We start from the raw sequence: 16,447 nt of genomic DNA, 5'->3' as shown, positions 1-16,447 counted from the left end.
CTTGAACCACAGTTTTGTCGGCCAAAATCAGCGTTTGTGGCCGTCCAGACGGGCAAGAAGGGCGGCTTTGGTCTTCCTATCGACGAAGGCGGCCTCGATCGCCGTCCGCGTCGTCGCCATCAGCGCCTTGTCGTCCATGCCGAAATGCTCGGTGGCAATGTCATATTCGCGCTTCAGGCTGGTCCAGAAATAGGGCGGATCGTCGGAGCTCAGCGTCACCTTGCAGCCAGCCGCCCGGAGCTTGGGGAAGGGGTGGTCGGCAAAGCTGTCGAACACTTTGAGCGCGATGTTCGAGCCCGGGCAGATCTCCAAAACGATGCCCTCGTCTGCGATGCGCTTGACCAAATCAGGGTTCTCGATGGCGCGCACGCCATGGCCGATGCGCGACGGCTTGATGTGGTCGAGGGCAGCGGCCACGCTCTCCCAGCCCAGCAATTCACCAGCATGGATCGTGATGCCGAGGCCTGCCTCGCGGGCGATCTCGAAGGCGCGCACATAATCCTCGAACTCGCCCATGCGCTCGTCGCCGGCGACGCCGAAACCGGTCACCAGCGGGTGGTTGCACTTGGCGGCAAAGCGCGCCGCGGCCTCGATCGATTCGACGCCGACATGGCGCACGCCGGTTACAATCATGCGGCCCTCGATGCCGGTCTTGGCCTTCGCACGCTGCATGCCTTCGCCGAGCGCGTCGGTATAGGCCTTGGGCGACAGTCCGGCCTTGATGGCGTGGTCGGGCGAGGTGAACACTTCCGAATAGATCGCGCCGTCGCGGGCGAGGCTTGTCAGGTAGTGTTCGGAAAGCCGGGCGTAGTCCTCTTCGGTGCGGAAAAGGTCGGCTGCGAAGTCGTAGGCCGCAAGGAACGAGGTGAAGTCGTTCCACACGAAGGAGCCGTTCTGGATGAAGGGTGAGACGTCCTTGCCGTATTTCTGCGCCTGGCGGACGACGAGTTCTGGTGCCGCCGCCCCTTCTATGTGGCAGTGCAGCTCGGCTTTCAAAGGCATTCGTTATTCCTTGTCTTGACGGCGCGGGCGCGGCCTAAAACCGCGCCTCAAACAATAGCGCCCGCTGGTGTGATCGGCTATGGTCCCGCCGGATTTGATTGGACAACAAAATGTCAGAACAACGGACGACGGCTGTCGGCGGCATGGAAACCTCTTACGGTTTCCGCAATGTCGGTGCTGGCGACAAGCAGGGCCTGGTCAACGATGTGTTCCACAAGGTCGCCAACCGCTACGACATGATGAACGACCTGATGTCGGGCGGCCTGCACCGGATCTGGAAGGACGCCATGGTTGCCTGGCTCAACCCGCCCCGGCGTCCGGGCTGGAAAGTGCTCGACGTGGCCGGCGGCACCGGCGACATCGCCTTCCGCATCGTCGATGCCTCGCATGGCAACGCGCATGCCACCGTGCTCGACATCAACGGCTCGATGCTTGGCGTCGGCCGTGAGCGTGCTGAAAAGCGCGGCCTCGCCGACAAGACGGATTTCGTCGAAGCCAACGCCGAAGAGCTGCCTTTCGCCGATGAGACCTTCGACGCCTACACGATCGCCTTCGGCATCCGCAACGTGCCGCGCATCGACGTGGCACTGTCGGAAGCCTACCGCGTGCTGAAGCCGGGCGGGCGGCTACTTGTCCTTGAATTCTCCGAGGTCGAGATGCCGTTGCTCGACAAGGTCTACGAAGCCTGGTCGTTCAATGCCATTCCGCGCATCGGCCAGGCCGTGACAGGCGACGGCGAGCCTTACGCCTATCTCGTCGAATCGATCCGCAAGTTCCCCAATCAGCAGAACTTTGCCGCGATGATCACCCGCGCCGGCTTCGATCGCGTCACCTTCCGCAACTACACCGGCGGCATCGCAGCACTTCATTCGGGCTGGAAGCTTTGACGGACGGCGCGCGATGAGCAGTCTCGGGGCGTCTTTCCGGCTCGCGCGCGCGGGCTGGGTGCTGGTGCGTGAAGGCGTGGTCGCGGCTTTGCCGGGCGACCAGCTCACCGGCCTGCCTAAGTTCGGCTGGCAGGTGGCCAAGCTGTTCACCCGCCGCCGCGCCCGCAAGAGCGTGCGCAGTGATCGCCTTGCCAATGCGGTCGCCCGCCTCGGCCCGTCCTACGTCAAGCTCGGCCAGTTCCTGGCGACGCGTCCCGACGTCGTCGGCGACGACATCGCGCTCGACCTGGCGCTGCTGCAGGACAGCATGGCGACCTTCCCGATGTCGGAAGCCGTCGAGGCCATCGAAGGCTCGCTCGGCCGCAAGGTCTCCGACCTTTACATGAGCATCGATGCGCCGATCGCTGCCGCGTCAATTGCCCAGGTCCACCCGGCCGAGGTCGCGACGCCGGAAGGTCCGCGCAAGGTCGCCGTCAAGGTCATCCGCCCCGGCGTGCGCCGCCGCTTCTTCCAGGATCTCGAAAGCTATTTCCTCGCCGCCCGCCTGCAGGAGCGCTTCGTCCCGTCGAGCCGCCGCCTGCGCCCGGTCGAAATCACCGAGACGATGGCCCAGACGACCAAGATCGAGATGGATTTCCGTCTCGAGGCGGCTGCCTATTCCGAGCTTGGCGAAAACACTAGGGACGACCCCGGTTTCCGCGTGCCGGCAGTCGACTGGGAACGCACCGGCCGCGACGTGCTCACCATGGAGTGGATCGACGGCGTCAAGCTCAACGACATCGAAGGGCTCCGCGCCGCCGGCTTCGATCTCAAGGCGATCGCCGCGACGCTCGTCCAGTCGTTCCTGCGCCACACACTGCGCGACGGCTTCTTCCATGCCGACATGCACCCCGGCAACATGTTCGTCGACGCCAATGGCGACATCGTCGCCGTCGATCTCGGCATCTCCGGCCGTCTCGGCAAGAAGGAACAGCGCTTCCTGGCCGAGATCCTCTACGGCTTCATCACCCGCAATTACATGCGCGTCGCCGAAGTGCATTTCGAGGCCGGCTACGTGCCGCGCCACCACAATGTCGCGGCCTTCGCCCAGGCCATCCGCGCCATCGGCGAGCCGATCCACGGCCAGCCGGCCGAGACCATCTCGATGGCCAAGCTGCTCACCCTGCTGTTCGAGGTCACCGAACTGTTCGACATGGAGACGCGGCCCGAACTGGTGCTGCTGCAGAAGACGATGGTCGTCGTCGAGGGCGTCGCCCGCACGCTCGACCCGGCCTTCAACATGTGGAAGACCGCCGAACCTGTGGTCGGCAACTGGATCGCTGGCAATCTCGGTCCGCGCGGCCTGATGATCGATGCCCGTGACGGTCTTGGCGCGCTGCTGTCGCTTGCCCGCCAGGCTCCTGACCTTTCCGCCCGCGCCGAGCGCCTGTCGCGCGAGATCGACGCCATGGCCGAAAACGGCCTGCGCTTCGACGAGGCCACCGCCCGCGCCATCGGCAAGGCCGAAGCCCGCCACACCCGCTCCGGCCGCATCGCGCTCTGGGTGATCGCGCTGACGCTGGCCTACATCGCCTGGCAGTTGCTCTGAAAGGCGCAGTTGTTTGACGCCAATGCTGTCAATGACTACATTGCAGTCAATGACAGCATGGAGGTGTCCATGGCTACCCTCACCATCAGGAACGTGCCGGAAGAAGTGAAGCAGGCCCTGCGCGTCAAGGCTGCGCAGGACGGCAACTCGCTTGAAGAGGCCCTGCGCCAGATTCTCTCGGATCAGGTTGTCACACAGGATGTCCCCGCATCCCGTATTAGCGCCGAAGAGATCATGCGGCGGGCCGCCGAGCTGGAGGCCGACGAGCCGACCGACAGCCGCTACAAATACTACTCGCAGAAAGAACTGAGCGACGCGCTCAGCGGCGAGTACGAGGGGATCTGATGGTCGTCGACACGTCGGCCATCGTTGCGATTGCGCGCCGTGAACCCGAGGCACTGGCCTTCAGCAAGATGCTGGCGGAAACGCCTGGCAAGCTGATGGCCGTTCCTACCTATCTCGAATGTGTCTTCGTGCTGGCCGGCGTCGCGCCGACCCGAGGGCTCGCATTCCTGCAAGGCGTCGTATCCGACACACTGATCACGCTTGTCCCGTTCGGCGAACAGGAGCTCGAAGCGGCGATAGAGGCGCGGGTGAAGTTCAGCCGAGGCTCCGGACATGCTGCAAAGCTCAACTTCGGCGACTGCTTCGCCTACGCGCTGGCAAAAACCCGAAATGTCCCGCTGCTTTTCAAGGGCGACGATTTCATCCATACCGACATCGAGCCGGCGCTGAAGCCGGCCTGAGGGCCAAGCATGTTCCTTTCCGGCAAGCGCATCCTGCTCATCATCGGCGGCGGCATCGCTGCCTACAAGTCGCTCGACCTGATCCGCCGGTTGCGCGAGCGCGGCGCTTCGGTCAGGGCGATCATGACATCTGCCGCTCAGGAGTTCATCACGCCGCTGTCGGTCGGCGCGCTTACCGCCGACCACGTGTTCACCGATCTCTTTGACCGCCAGGACGAGCAGGATGTGGGCCACATCAGGCTGGCGCGCGAGGCCGACCTGATCGTCGTCGCCCCGGCTACCGCCGACCTGATGGCCAAGCTCGCCAATGGCCATGCCTCGGACCTCGCTTCCGCCGTGCTGCTCGCCACCGACAAGAAGGTGCTGTTCGCGCCGGCCATGAACCCGCGCATGTGGGCTAACCCGGCGACGCGCCGCAACCACGCCACGCTCGAAGAAGATGGCATCCATTTCATCGGCCCGATGAAAGGCGAGATGGCCGAGAGCAACGAGGCTGGCGAGGGCCGCATGGCCGAGCCGCTGCAGATCGTCGGCGCCGTCGAGGAGCTGCTCGACGCTCGCCCCAAACCGCTGTCGGGCCGAAAGATCATCATCACCTCGGGTCCGACGCACGAGGCCATCGACCCTGTCCGCTATATCGCCAACCGCTCGTCGGGCAAGCAGGGCCATGCCCTTGCCGCCTCGCTCGCCCGGCTCGGCGCCGACGTTCGCCTCGTCTCAGGCCCGGTGACCATCCCAGATCCCGCCGGCGTGAAGACGGTCCATGTCGAGAGCGCACGCGAGATGCGCGACGCTGTCGAGCAACTGCTGCCGGCTGATGCAGCCGTCTTCGTCGCCGCCGTCGCCGACTGGCGCACCGCCGCCTCCGCTGACGAGAAGATCAAGAAGGTGGCGGGCGAGGGCCCGCCCGCGCTGCAGATGGTCGAGAACCCCGACATCCTCGCCGGCGTCGGCCATCACGCCAAGCGTCCCTACCTGGTCATTGGCTTCGCCGCCGAGACCCAGGACGTGCTCAAGAACGCCCAGGCCAAGCTTGCCAAGAAGGGCGCCGATTTCATCGTCGCCAACGATGTCAGCCACGAAGGTGGCGTCATGGGCGGTGACCGCAACCGGGTGAAGATCGTCAGCAAGAATGGCGTCGACGAATGGCCTGACTTGCCCAAGGAAGAGGTCGCCGAGCGCCTCGCCCAGTTGATCGCCGAGCGCCTGAAGACCGTCACGGTTTGACGTCCAGCGACGTCGCCGCCGCTTGTTTCGCGGCAGCGGCAACAGAGTGTTCACCGGATGGATGCTTGGACCCTTCGCCCGCGCATGCGAGGGGAGGGCCACCCACCATCTGGAGTTCTCTACGAAATGAAGCTTTTCTACATGCCCGGCGCCTGCTCGCTGGCCCCGCACATCGTCGCCAACGAAGTCGGCATCGACCTCGAGCTCGTCAAGGTCGACGGCAAGACCAAGACCACCGAAACCCAGCAGGACTTCCTCGCCACCAACCCCAACGGTTACGTGCCGGCGCTGGTGCTTGGCGACGGCGAGCTGATGACCGAATCCTCCGTGCTGGTGCAGTATCTCGCCGACCAGAAGCCCGAGAGCGGCCTGATGCCCAAGGCCGGCGACATGGCGCGCTACCGCGTCCAGCAGTGGCTGGCCTTCGTCGCCACCGAGCTGCACAAGGTTTTTGGCGCCTTCTTCAAGCCCAACACGCCCGAGGCCACCAAGGAGATCAACCGCGAGCTGCTCTCCAGGCGCCTGGCCTATGTCGACGGCAAGCTCGACGGCCGCGCCTATCTGATGGGCGAAACCTTCACCGCGGCTGATGCCTATCTCTGGACGATCCTCGGCTGGGCAAAGCATGTCGGCATCGACCTGTCCTCGTTCGCCAACATCCAGCGTTATCTCGGCACCGTTGCGGCACGCCCGGCCGTGCAGAAGGCTCTGCGCGCCGAAGGCCTGGCATAAGCCGCAAGAAGGGTTCCCTGACGACGAGGCCGGCGCATGCGCCGGCCTTTTCTTTGATAGCTATCGCAATAGGGCGATGTAAGGCGGGATCGTCCGCTGGAAAACCTCACGGATATCTGGTTTCCCCTGGAGAATGCACAGCAGCCCGCCGCCCTCGATCAGCGCCAGGCATTGGTCCGCGACCACGTCGGGGGAATGGGGGAGACCGATCCGCCCCGCCTGCTGTTCACGGCGGACGGCATCGGCGACCAACGCACGAGCACCCACGAGCTGCCCTTCGATGAAGGGCCGGACCTTCGGCAGTATCGCAAACAGGAAGCGATAATAGGCGGCCATGTCCGGCACCGTCGCCGACACCTCCTCGATCAGTCGCACATAGGAAACGCAAAGGCCGTCAAGCACCTGTTCCAGGTCCGCCTCCGGTACGATCTCAGTCTCTGCGCCGCCGAAGAAGCGCAGAAAAAAGTGCTCGATTGCCGCGTCGTGCAACGCGTCCTTGTCCCTGAAGTGATGGTAGACCGCGCCCTTGGACAGGCCCGTGGCCGCCACGAGGTCGGACATGCTCGCCCCCTCGTAACCGCGCTCCAGGAACAGGCGGAACGCCGCTTCGACAATCGCGGTCTTGGTGTCCTTCATGGGTGCTCCCCGGTGGGCCGGAACATGCAGTAGGCCGTCAGGCTGCCGATGTCGACGGTCTCGCGCATCTCGAATCCCCAGCGGCGGTAGAGCGCCGCATTCGCAGGGTTTTCCGTGTCGAGGGCCAGCCCCATGGAGCGCTGGTGGCACCGGCTTTGTTCGAGTGCGTCCTCGACCAGCCTGCGCCCTAGACCCTGACTTTGGCGTTCGGGCAGCACGCCTACAAGCGTGAGATAGTGGTGTGGCAAGCCGGGCGCCGCCGCGCGCGTCGCCTTCATGTAGTCGTTCAGCAGCACCGTCGTTCGCAACGGCAGCCGGATGGCTACAGGCAGGAACCGCAGCAGTGAGGCGAGGGGGCGGAATGTCTGCACAATGGGGTTCCCGGCTGGCGGCTCGACAAGGCTGCAGCCGGCGAGCTGTCCATCGACGAAGAGGCCGCGCGGCGCTCCTCCCATGATGCGGGTCATGCCGAACAGGAACGACAGGAAGACCTCAGTCGCTGCCTTTTTCCCAAGGCATCCAACGTCCTCCCCGAGGGCCGCAACAAACAGCGGGTCGCGGGCGAAGGCCTCGGCCATCAACGCAACGAACGCCGCCTTGTCGCTCGGCTGGAGATCGCGGATCGCTTCGCTCATGCGCGGCCCTGGCCATAATGGTCGACGGCGAAGCTGAAGATGACCTTCAGCATGAACAGCGCGCCGGTAACGGCCATGAAGGGCGAGAGATCTGGCCACAAAGGCAGCCAGCACAATCCCGTCGCCAGGAGCACTCCGCCGGCCACCGTCTGAAGCGGGCCGCCCTTCAGCAGGTTGACCGCGACCGCGGAGGCAATCGTGTATGCCCAGATCGCGATCGCCGCAGCGAGGTCGCTGCCGACCAGCAGGGCGACCGCGACCATATGGATATGCACGGCGATGAACGCCCACCGATTGCGCGGCCGCGCAGCGTAGAAGTCGTTGGTCGACCGCGTGAAGTTGGCGATGCTGCCGGCGGCGATGTCGAGCACCAGGAGCAAGGCGATGGCGCTCCGCCACAATGGCAGCGCGCCGAGCATGTCAGCCACGGTGGCCGCGAGCAGTGCCGGCACGCCCAGCCCGAACAGCAGCGTGACGGCCAGCCCCGGCACCGTCTGCCTTTCCCCGAACACGTCGTGCAACTGGCGATGAATGGCAATCGTGCGCAAGAAGCACCCCTTCAAGTAAAACCGACCGTTCGGTATGTTTGCTTGTAACGGTGCTGCAAGTCAACAGGCACATGGCCTCGGGCCGCCGTGGCACGCGCGCCAGAGGCCCGTTTTCTTTATGCAATTCCTATTTCTTTGGCCAGGCCGCTCTCTCGAACCTTAATGCGGTACAGAGCCATATTCCGTTCCGAAATCCAGACCCGGCCAGCGTCGTCAGAATGCCTGACGCCGTCGTTTGGCGCGTGGCCATGGTCCTTGTGCCCTCGGTGCAAGGTTTCAACGGAACAGGAGCCTCGAAGATGGACATCTTCGTTCTCGCCATAGGCGTCGTCTTCTTCGCCTTGTGCTTCGCCTACGTCAAAGCCTGCGACATTCTCTGAAGGGACGCCACATGTTGCTCGAATACATCCTCGGCGGCGCAGTGACCGTGTTCCTGCTTGCCTATCTGACCTACGCGCTCATCCGCCCCGAACGGTTCTGACCGCTCAGCGCCCGCACGGAAAGTTCTCAAAATGACCATCAATGGCTGGATACAGATCGCCGCATTCTGCGCGGTCATCATTCTGCTCGTGAAGCCGCTCGGCGGCTACATGACCCGCGTCTTCAACGGCGAGCGCACGTTCCTGTCGCCCGTGCTCGGACCCGTTGAGCGTGGGCTCTACCGGCTCGCGGGCACCAGCGAGCGCGAGGACCAGCATTGGACCGGCTATGCCGCCGCCATGCTGTCGTTCAACATCGCCGGCTTCCTGCTGCTCTATGCGATGCAGCGGTTCCAGGGCTCGCTGCCCTTCAACCCGGCGGCCATGGCTGCTGTGCCGCCAGAGCTCTCCTTCAACACCGCCGTCAGCTTCATGACCAACACCAACTGGCAGAACTACGGCGGCGAAAGCACCATGTCCTACCTGGTGCAGATGGCCGGCCTGACGGTGCAGAATTTCGTTTCGGCTGCCACCGGCATCGCCATCGGCATGGCGCTAATCCGCGGTTTCGCCCGCGCCTCGGGCAAGTCGATCGGCAATTTCTGGGTCGACTTGACCCGTTCCACGCTCTACGTGCTTTTGCCGCTCTGCATGGTGCTCACGCTCGCCTATGTCTGGCTCGGCGTGCCGCAGACGATCGGCGCTTACGTCGCGGCCACAACGGTCGAGGGCGCACAGCAGACCATCGCCGTTGGCCCGGTTGCCTCGCAGCTCGCCATCAAGATGCTCGGCACCAATGGTGGTGGCTTCTTCAACGCCAATTCGGCGCATCCGTTCGAAAATCCTGACGCCATCTCCAACTTCATCCAGATGGTTTCGATCTTCGCGCTCGGAGCAGCGCTGACCAACGTCTTCGGCCGCATGGTCGGCAACCAGCGCCAGGGCTGGGCGATCTTCGCCACCATGGGCATCCTGTTTGTCGCCGGCGTCGCCACCACCTACTGGGCCGAAGCCGCCGGCAATCCGCTGGTGCACGCGCTCGGCATCGATGGCGGCAACATGGAAGGCAAGGAAGTCCGCTTCGGCATTGTCTTGTCGTCGCTCTTCGCCGTCGTCACCACCGCTGCCTCCTGCGGCGCGGTCAACGCCATGCACGGCTCGTTCACGGCACTTGGCGGCATGATCCCGCTGATCAACATGGAGCTCGGTGAAGTCATCGTCGGCGGTGTCGGCGCCGGCTTCTACGGCATCCTGATGTTCGTCATCATCGCCATCTTCGTCGCTGGCCTGATGGTCGGCCGCACGCCGGAATATCTCGGCAAGAAGATCGAGGCCAAGGAAATCAAGATGGCCGTTCTCGCCATCCTGTGCCTGCCGCTCGCCATGCTCGGTTTCACGGCCATCGCCGTATTGATCCCCAGCGCCGTGGCGTCGGTCGGCACGCCAGGCCCGCACGGCTTCTCCGAGATCCTCTATGCCTACACCTCGGGTGCCGCCAATAACGGCTCGGCCTTCGGCGGTCTGACCGGCAACACGCCCTGGTACAACATCACCATTGGTCTCGCCATGCTGATGGGCCGCTTCCTGGTCATCATCCCGGCGCTGGCAATCGCCGGTTCGCTGGTCACCAAGAAGACGGTTCCTGCCTCGGCCGGCACCTTCCCGACCGACAGCCCGCTTTTCGTCGGCCTGCTTGCCGGCGTCATCCTGATCGTCGGCGGCCTGACCTTCTTCCCGGCACTCGCCGTCGGCCCGATCGTCGAGCACCTCGCCATGATCGTCGGCCAGACGTTCTGATGCAGCGCCGCAAAACCAAAGGACTGGAGTCTCTCACATGAGTGTCCACAAATCCGCGAGCCTGCTCGACGCTGGCATCCTCCTCCCCGCCATAGGCGACGCGTTCAGGAAGCTTGACCCGCGCAGCCTGGCCAAGAACCCCGTCATGTTCGTCGTCGCCGTCGTCACGGCGCTGACCACCGTGCTGTTCGTCAAGGACTTGGTCACAGGCGCGGGCGGCCTCGGCTTCTCGTTCCAGATCATCCTGTGGCTGTGGTTCACGGTGCTGTTCGCCAACTTCGCCGAGGCTGTCGCCGAAGGCCGCGGCAAGGCACAGGCCGACTCTCTGCGCAAGGCGCGTACCGAAACCCAGGCCAAGCTGCTAGAAGGTGAAAGCCGCACCGCCTACAAGATGGTGCCGGGCACCAGCCTCAAGGTCGGCCAGGTCGTCCTCGTCGAGGCCGGCGACATCATCCCCTCCGATGGCGAAATCATCGAAGGTGTCGCCTCGGTCAACGAAGCCGCGATAACTGGCGAGTCAGCCCCCGTCATCCGCGAATCCGGCGGCGACCGTTCGGCTGTAACAGGCGGCACCCAGGTGCTGTCCGACTGGATCCGCGTCCGCATCACCGCGGCTGCCGGCTCGACCTTCCTCGACCGCATGATTTCGCTGGTCGAGGGCGCCGAGCGCCAGAAGACGCCGAACGAAATCGCGCTCAACATCCTGCTTGCCGGCATGACGCTGATCTTCGTGTTCGCTGTCGCTACCATCCCGAGCTTCGCCACCTATGCCGGGGGCTACATCCCGGTCATCGTGCTGGTCGCGCTGTTCGTGACGCTGATCCCGACCACCATCGGCGCGCTGCTCTCGGCTATCGGCATCGCCGGCATGGACCGCCTCGTCCGCTTCAACGTGCTCGCCATGTCGGGTCGTGCCGTCGAGGCCGCCGGCGACGTCGACACGCTGCTGCTCGACAAGACCGGCACCATCACGCTCGGCAACCGCCAGGCCACCGAGTTCCGTCCGGTCAAGGGCGTCACCGAGCAGGAACTGGCCGATGCAGCCCAGCTCGCCTCGCTCGCAGATGAGACGCCGGAAGGCCGCTCGATCGTCGTGCTGGCCAAGGAACGTTATGGCATCCGTGCCCGCGACATGGGCTCGCTGCATGCCCATTTCGTGCCCTTCACCGCCCAGAGCCGGATGAGCGGCGTCGATTTCGACGGCTCGTCCATCCGCAAGGGTGCCGTCGACTCGGTGCTCAACCACGTCAAGTCGGGTGCCGCCTCTGCCTCGGGCGCGCGTGTCGATGCTGAAGCGGTGCGTGGCATCCAGGCCATCTCCGACGAGATCGCCAAGCTCGGCGGCACGCCGCTGGCGGTGGTTCGTGATGCGCGCCTGCTTGGCGTCATCTACCTCAAGGACATCGTCAAGGGCGGCATCAAGGAACGCTTCACCGAGCTCCGTCGCATGGGTATCCGCACCGTCATGATCACGGGCGACAACCCGATGACGGCCGCTGCCATCGCCGCCGAAGCCGGCGTCGACGACTTCCTCGCCCAGGCGACGCCTGAGAACAAGCTCAGCCTGATCCGCGAGGAACAGGCCAAGGGCAAGCTCGTCGCGATGTGCGGCGACGGCACCAACGACGCGCCCGCACTCGCCCAGGCCGACGTCGGTGTTGCCATGAACACCGGCACTGTCGCCGCCCGTGAGGCCGGCAACATGGTCGACCTCGACAGCGATCCGACCAAACTCATCGAGATCGTCGAGATCGGCAAGCAGCTGCTGATGACGCGTGGCGCGCTGACCACCTTCTCCATCGCCAACGACATCGCCAAGTATTTCGCCATCATCCCGGCGATGTTCCTGGCCTTCTATCCGCAGCTCGGCGCGCTCAACATCATGGGGCTTTCGACCCCGCAGAGCGCCATCCTGTCGGCGATCATCTTCAACGCGCTGATCATCGTCGCCCTCATCCCGCTGTCGCTGAAAGGCGTCAAATACCGGCCGATCGGCGCCGGCGCGCTGCTCCGCCGCAACCTGCTCGTCTACGGCCTCGGCGGCATCATCGTGCCCTTCATAGGCATCAAGGCCATCGACATGGCGATCAACGCCATCGGCCTCGTGTAAAGGACATCCATCATGTTGAAGCAACTGAGACCCGCGCTCGTCATGATCGCAGCACTCACCGTCATCACTGGCCTTGCCTATCCCCTCGGCATGACCGGCATCGCCCAGGTCCTGTTCCCGCACCAGGCCAACGGCAGCCTGATCGAGAAGGACGGCAAGGTCATCGGCTCCGAACTGATTGGCCAGGCCTTCACCGGCGAGCGCTACTTCCACGGCCGTCCGTCGGCCGCTGGCGATGGCTACAATGCCGCCGCGTCCTCGGGTTCCAACCTCGGCCCGACCAGCACCAAGCTGATCGACCGCATCAAGACCGAAGCGGACGCGCTCAAGGCAAGCGACCCCGGCGCCCCGGTGCCGATGGAACTTGTCACCACTTCGGGCAGTGGCCTTGATCCGCACCTGTCGCCCGAGGCCGCCTACTTCCAGGTGGCGCGTGTGGCCAAGGCCCGTGGCGCCGATGAGGCAGCCATCCGCAAGCTCGTCGACAGCCATGTCGAGGCACGCGAACTCGGCTTCATGGGCGAACCGCTGGTCAATGTGCTCAAGCTCAATTTGGCCCTCGACGCAGCGGTTGCGCCCTGACAAGGTCGCGCCGGAGTTCAAGCAGAACTCCGGCGCGCCAGACTGCAAAAGAACAGATGCCAGACGATATCAGGGACAAGGAAGGCAGGCCTTCGCCGGACGCGCTGCTTGACACAGCCGAGCGCGAGGGACGTGGCCGCCTGAAGATCTTCCTCGGCGCTGCCCCCGGCGTCGGCAAGACTTACGAAATGCTGATGTCGGGCCGCGCCCGGCTTGCCGACGGCACCGACGTCGTCATTGGCGTCGTCGAGACCCACGGCCGGCGCGAAACGCAGGCACTGGTCGAAGGCTTCGAGGTCGTGCCGCGCAAGGCGGTCGACTACAAGGGCCGCATCCTCGACGAGATGGATCTCGACGCCATCATCGCCCGCCGGCCGGCGCTGGCACTTGTCGACGAACTCGCCCACACCAATGCGCCCGGCAGCCGCCATCCCAAGCGTTATCTCGACGTCCAGGAGCTGCTGACCCAGGGCATCGACGTCTACACCACGCTCAACATCCAGCATGTCGAGAGCCTCAACGACATCGTTGCCCAGATCACGCGGGTCACAGTGCGCGAGACGGTGCCGGACTCGATCATCGACCGCGCCGACGACGTCGAGATCATCGACCTTACGCCCGACGACCTAATCAAGCGCCTGCACGAGGGCAAGGTCTATGTGCCGACCACGGCGCGCCGCGCCATCGAGAACTATTTCTCGCCCGGCAACCTGACCGCCCTGCGGGAACTGGCGCTGCGCCGCACCGCCCAGCGCGTCGACGAGCAACTGCTCACCCATATGCAGGCCCACGCCATCGAAGGGCCGTGGGCTGCCGGCGACCGGGTGCTTGTGGCCGTCGACGAGCATCCGCGCGGCGCGTCGCTGGTTCGTTATGCCCGCCGCCAGGCCGACCGCCTGCGTTGCCCATGGGCGGCACTCCACGTCGAGACCTCGCGCTCTGCCAATCTGCCCGACGCCGACAAGGACCGGCTTGCCGCCACCATGCGGCTGGCCGAGCAGCTTGGCGGCGAGGCGGTCACCATTCCCGGCCAGTCGGTGGCCGAAGACATCGTCCGCCACGCCGGCACCCACAACTTCACCCATATCGTCGTCGGCAAGCCGGCCAAGTCGCGCTGGCGCGAATATTTCGAGGGCTCTGTCACCCACGACCTGATCCGCCAGGCCGGCAACATCTCAGTCCATGTCACCTCGGGCACCGAGCAGGATGCAGCACCCGCTTCGCAAGGGGTGAAGACGGCGCCAGCTCGGCGGCGCTTCGACCCATGGCCCTATCTCACCGCGGGGCTGCATGTCGTCGGCGCGCTCGTCGTCGGCATGGCGCTGCAGCAGTTCCTCGACGTCCGCAACATCGCCCTGGTCTTCCTGATGGCGGTGTTGAGCTCGGCGGTCACGCTTGGCCTGTGGCCGGCGCTGTTTGCCTCGCTGATCAGTGCTGCCGCCTACAATTTCTTCTTCCTGCCGCCGCTCTACACGCTCGACATTTCCGACCCTGAGAGCGTTGTCGCGCTGCTGTTTTTCCTCATCGTTGCGGTCATCGCCTCGAACCTCACCGGCCGCGTCCAGCGCCAGGCCGCCGCCGCCCGCGAGCGCGCCCGCCTGACCGAGGACCTCTATCTCTTCGCCAAGAAGCTCGCCGGCACCGGCACGCTCGACGACGTTCTGTGGGCCACCGCCTTCCAGATCGCCTCGATGCTCAAGGTCCGCGTTGTGCTGCTCCTGCCCGAGGATGGCATCATCGTCGTCAAGGCCGGCTATCCGCCCGACGACACGCTCGTCGACGCCGACATTGCCGCCGCCAAATGGGCCTGGGAGCACAACCGCGCTGCCGGCCGTGGCGCCGACACTCTGCCCGGCGCCAAGCGCCTTTATCTGCCGCTGCGCACCGGCCGAATGGCCGTCGGTGTCGTCGGTCTCGACAACGACCGCCAGGGCCCGCTTCTGACGCCCGAGCAGCAGCGCCTGTTCGACGCGCTGGCCGACCAGGCCGCGGTGGCCATCGAGCGCATCCAACTCGTCGCCGATGTCGACCGTGCCAAGCTTGCCGTCGAGGCCGACAGGCTGCGCTCGGCGCTGCTCACCTCGATCTCGCACGACCTCAAGACCCCGCTCGCCAGCATCATGGGCGCGGCGGGCGCGCTGCGCGAGTTCGGCGTCTCGCTGCCGGAGGAGGGTAGGGCGGAGCTCGTCTCGACCGTGCTAGACGAATCCGAACGCCTCAACCGCTTCATCGCCAACCTGCTGGACATGACCAAGATCGAGTCGGGTGCAATGGAGCCCAATTCGGCGCTGCATTATGTCGGCGACATTGTCGGCTCAGCACTGCGCCGCGCGGCCAAGATCACCGCGCAACATAAGACCGAGCTCGACATGCCGGCCGACCTGCCGATGCTGAAGCTCGACCCGGTGCTGTTCGAGCAGGTGCTGTTCAACCTACTCGACAACGCCGCGAAATATGCCCCCCAGGGCTCGACGATCCGCATTCGCGGCTGGGCCGACGGTGCGACAGTAGCGATCCAGCTGATGGACGAAGGCCCTGGCATTCCGCAGGCCGATCTGGAACGGGTCTTCGATACGTTCTATCGCGTCCGCAAGGGCGACCATGTCCGTGCCGGCACCGGCCTTGGCCTGTCGATCTGCCGTGGTTTCGTCGAGGCGATGGGCGGCACTGTCATAGCCTCCAACCGGGCCGACCGGCCTGGCGCGGTCTTCACCATCACCATGCCGGTGCCGGCCGAGCGGCCAAATCTTGGCGGACCAAACGGACCAAACCTGGACGAAATTGCATGACCAACGCGTCGGTGAAGATCCTGATCGTCGATGACGAGCCGCCGATCCGCAAGCTGCTGCGGGTCGGGCTCTCCACCCAGGGCTACGCCATCTCCGAGGCGCCGGCGGCCAAGCCGGCGATCGCCATGGTCAAGGCCGAGAAGCCCGATCTCATCCTGCTCGATCTCGGCCTGCCCGACATGGGTGGCCATGACCTTCTCGCGGTGTGGCGGCAGGAGGGCCTTCAGGTGCCGGTCATCATCCTGTCCAGCCGCACCGACGAGGCTGGCATCGTCAAGGCGCTCGAACTCGGCGCCGACGACTACGTGACAAAACCCTTCGGCATGAACGAGCTCGCCGCGCGCATCCGCACAGCACTTCGACACCGGCTGCAGCAGCAGGGCGAAAAGCCGGTATTCCAGACCGGCGAGCTGTCGGTCGATCTGGTCAAGCGCATCGTCAGGCTTGGCGGCCAGGAAGTGAAGCTGTCGCCCAAGGAATACGACATCCTGCGCGTTCTGGTGCAGCACGCCGGCAAGGTGCTCACCCACCGCTTCCTGCTCGAGCATGTCTGGGGTGGGTCTGCAGACGTGCAATATCTCCGCGTCTATGTCCGCCAGCTCAGGCAAAAGATCGAAAAGACCCCCGACGAGCCGCACTACATCACCACCGAAACCGGCGTCGGCTACAGGCTGCGCGAACCCGACTAGGACGCTACGAAACGCATGTAGCGGTTTGCTATCCGGGATTGCGTGAAGAGCGCGACGAGA

General features: G+C 64.9%; 17 protein-coding genes. 13 read left to right on the top strand and 4 right to left on the bottom strand.

Features of this window, described 5'->3' with window-relative positions; translation table 11 throughout:
- Nucleotides 1–27: 27 nt before the first annotated feature.
- Complete coding sequence (locus ACSQ3E_RS15810) at nt 28–1,002, bottom strand: adenosine deaminase (RefSeq protein ID WP_436123435.1); 975 nt, start codon at nt 1,000–1,002, stop codon at nt 28–30.
- Nucleotides 1,003–1,112: 110 nt separating this feature from the next.
- Here ACSQ3E_RS15810 and ubiE point away from each other — a divergent pair, with 110 nt between their 5' ends.
- The 6 genes from ubiE to gstA all read left to right on the top strand — a co-directional run bounded on the left by ubiE (nt 1,113) and on the right by gstA (nt 6,182).
- The gene (gene ubiE, locus ACSQ3E_RS15805; RefSeq protein WP_436123434.1) at nt 1,113–1,889 is read left to right on the top strand and encodes a bifunctional demethylmenaquinone methyltransferase/2-methoxy-6-polyprenyl-1,4-benzoquinol methylase UbiE; all 777 of its coding nucleotides are present in this window, start codon (nt 1,113–1,115) and stop codon (nt 1,887–1,889) included.
- Nucleotides 1,890–1,902: 13 nt separating this feature from the next.
- The gene (ubiB, locus tag ACSQ3E_RS15800; RefSeq protein ID WP_436123433.1) at nt 1,903–3,477 is read left to right on the top strand and encodes a 2-polyprenylphenol 6-hydroxylase; all 1,575 of its coding nucleotides are present in this window, start codon (nt 1,903–1,905) and stop codon (nt 3,475–3,477) included.
- 69 nt (nt 3,478–3,546) lie between these two features.
- Entirely contained in the window at nt 3,547–3,822 is a 276-nt protein-coding gene (locus tag ACSQ3E_RS15795; RefSeq protein ID WP_436123432.1) for a FitA-like ribbon-helix-helix domain-containing protein, read from the top strand.
- The gene (locus ACSQ3E_RS15790) at nt 3,822–4,223 is read left to right on the top strand and encodes a type II toxin-antitoxin system VapC family toxin (protein WP_436123431.1); all 402 of its coding nucleotides are present in this window, start codon (nt 3,822–3,824) and stop codon (nt 4,221–4,223) included. The genes ACSQ3E_RS15795 and ACSQ3E_RS15790 overlap by 1 nt, the downstream gene beginning before the upstream one ends.
- A 9-nt stretch (nt 4,224–4,232) precedes the next feature.
- Nucleotides 4,233–5,450: a bifunctional phosphopantothenoylcysteine decarboxylase/phosphopantothenate--cysteine ligase CoaBC gene (coaBC, locus tag ACSQ3E_RS15785; protein ID WP_436123430.1), complete on the top strand. Its 1,218-nt coding sequence runs from the start codon at nt 4,233–4,235 to the stop codon at nt 5,448–5,450.
- A 126-nt stretch (nt 5,451–5,576) separates the two neighbouring features.
- A complete protein-coding gene (gene gstA / locus ACSQ3E_RS15780; protein WP_310319856.1) occupies nt 5,577–6,182 on the top strand; it encodes a glutathione transferase GstA in 606 nt (201 codons plus the stop codon).
- Between the two features lie 60 nt (nt 6,183–6,242).
- On the opposite strand, the gene ACSQ3E_RS15775 is transcribed toward gstA, so the two are convergent.
- The 3 genes from ACSQ3E_RS15775 to ACSQ3E_RS15765 are packed head-to-tail and all read right to left on the bottom strand — an operon-like array spanning nt 6,243 to nt 8,001.
- A complete protein-coding gene (locus tag ACSQ3E_RS15775) occupies nt 6,243–6,818 on the bottom strand; it encodes a TetR/AcrR family transcriptional regulator (RefSeq protein WP_436123429.1) in 576 nt (191 codons plus the stop codon).
- A complete protein-coding gene (locus tag ACSQ3E_RS15770) occupies nt 6,815–7,453 on the bottom strand; it encodes a GNAT family N-acetyltransferase (protein WP_436123428.1) in 639 nt (212 codons plus the stop codon). The genes ACSQ3E_RS15775 and ACSQ3E_RS15770 overlap by 4 nt, the downstream gene beginning before the upstream one ends.
- Nucleotides 7,450–8,001, bottom strand: coding sequence for a hypothetical protein (locus tag ACSQ3E_RS15765; RefSeq protein ID WP_436123427.1), 552 nt, complete (start codon nt 7,999–8,001; stop codon nt 7,450–7,452). Before ACSQ3E_RS15765 ends, ACSQ3E_RS15770 begins: the two co-directional genes overlap by 4 nt.
- Before the next feature lie 71 nt (nt 8,002–8,072).
- Between ACSQ3E_RS15765 and ACSQ3E_RS15760 the strand changes: the two genes are divergently transcribed.
- Genes ACSQ3E_RS15760 through ACSQ3E_RS15730 form a run of 7 tightly spaced genes read left to right on the top strand, consistent with a single transcriptional unit; the run spans nt 8,073 to nt 16,387 of the window.
- Entirely contained in the window at nt 8,073–8,381 is a 309-nt protein-coding gene (locus ACSQ3E_RS15760) for a hypothetical protein (RefSeq protein WP_436123426.1), read from the top strand.
- Nucleotides 8,382–8,392: 11 nt separating this feature from the next.
- On the top strand, nt 8,393–8,482 hold the full coding sequence (kdpF, locus tag ACSQ3E_RS15755) for a K(+)-transporting ATPase subunit F (protein WP_067954606.1): 90 nt from the start codon (nt 8,393–8,395) through the stop codon (nt 8,480–8,482).
- Between the two features lie 31 nt (nt 8,483–8,513).
- Nucleotides 8,514–10,217: a potassium-transporting ATPase subunit KdpA gene (gene kdpA / locus ACSQ3E_RS15750; protein WP_436123425.1), complete on the top strand. Its 1,704-nt coding sequence runs from the start codon at nt 8,514–8,516 to the stop codon at nt 10,215–10,217.
- Between the two features lie 37 nt (nt 10,218–10,254).
- Nucleotides 10,255–12,327, top strand: a complete 2,073-nt coding sequence (kdpB, locus tag ACSQ3E_RS15745) for a potassium-transporting ATPase subunit KdpB (RefSeq protein ID WP_436123424.1) — start codon at nt 10,255–10,257, stop codon at nt 12,325–12,327.
- 12 nt (nt 12,328–12,339) lie between these two features.
- Nucleotides 12,340–12,909 (top strand): potassium-transporting ATPase subunit KdpC, encoded by a 570-nt coding sequence (gene kdpC / locus ACSQ3E_RS15740; RefSeq protein ID WP_436123423.1) that lies wholly within the window; start codon nt 12,340–12,342, stop codon nt 12,907–12,909.
- Between the two features lie 56 nt (nt 12,910–12,965).
- Complete coding sequence (locus ACSQ3E_RS15735) at nt 12,966–15,698, top strand: DUF4118 domain-containing protein (protein WP_436123422.1); 2,733 nt, start codon at nt 12,966–12,968, stop codon at nt 15,696–15,698.
- The gene (locus ACSQ3E_RS15730) at nt 15,695–16,387 is read left to right on the top strand and encodes a response regulator transcription factor (RefSeq protein ID WP_436123421.1); all 693 of its coding nucleotides are present in this window, start codon (nt 15,695–15,697) and stop codon (nt 16,385–16,387) included. Before ACSQ3E_RS15735 ends, ACSQ3E_RS15730 begins: the two co-directional genes overlap by 4 nt.
- Nucleotides 16,388–16,447: the final 60 nt, after the last annotated feature.

The organism is Aminobacter sp. LjRoot7 (genome assembly GCF_964252895.1).
In the GTDB taxonomy this organism is placed as follows: Bacteria; Pseudomonadota; Alphaproteobacteria; order Rhizobiales; family Rhizobiaceae; genus Aminobacter; species Aminobacter aminovorans_B.
Note: the sequence above shows the minus strand (reverse complement) of the source record. Positions and strands in the feature narration are given on the sequence as shown.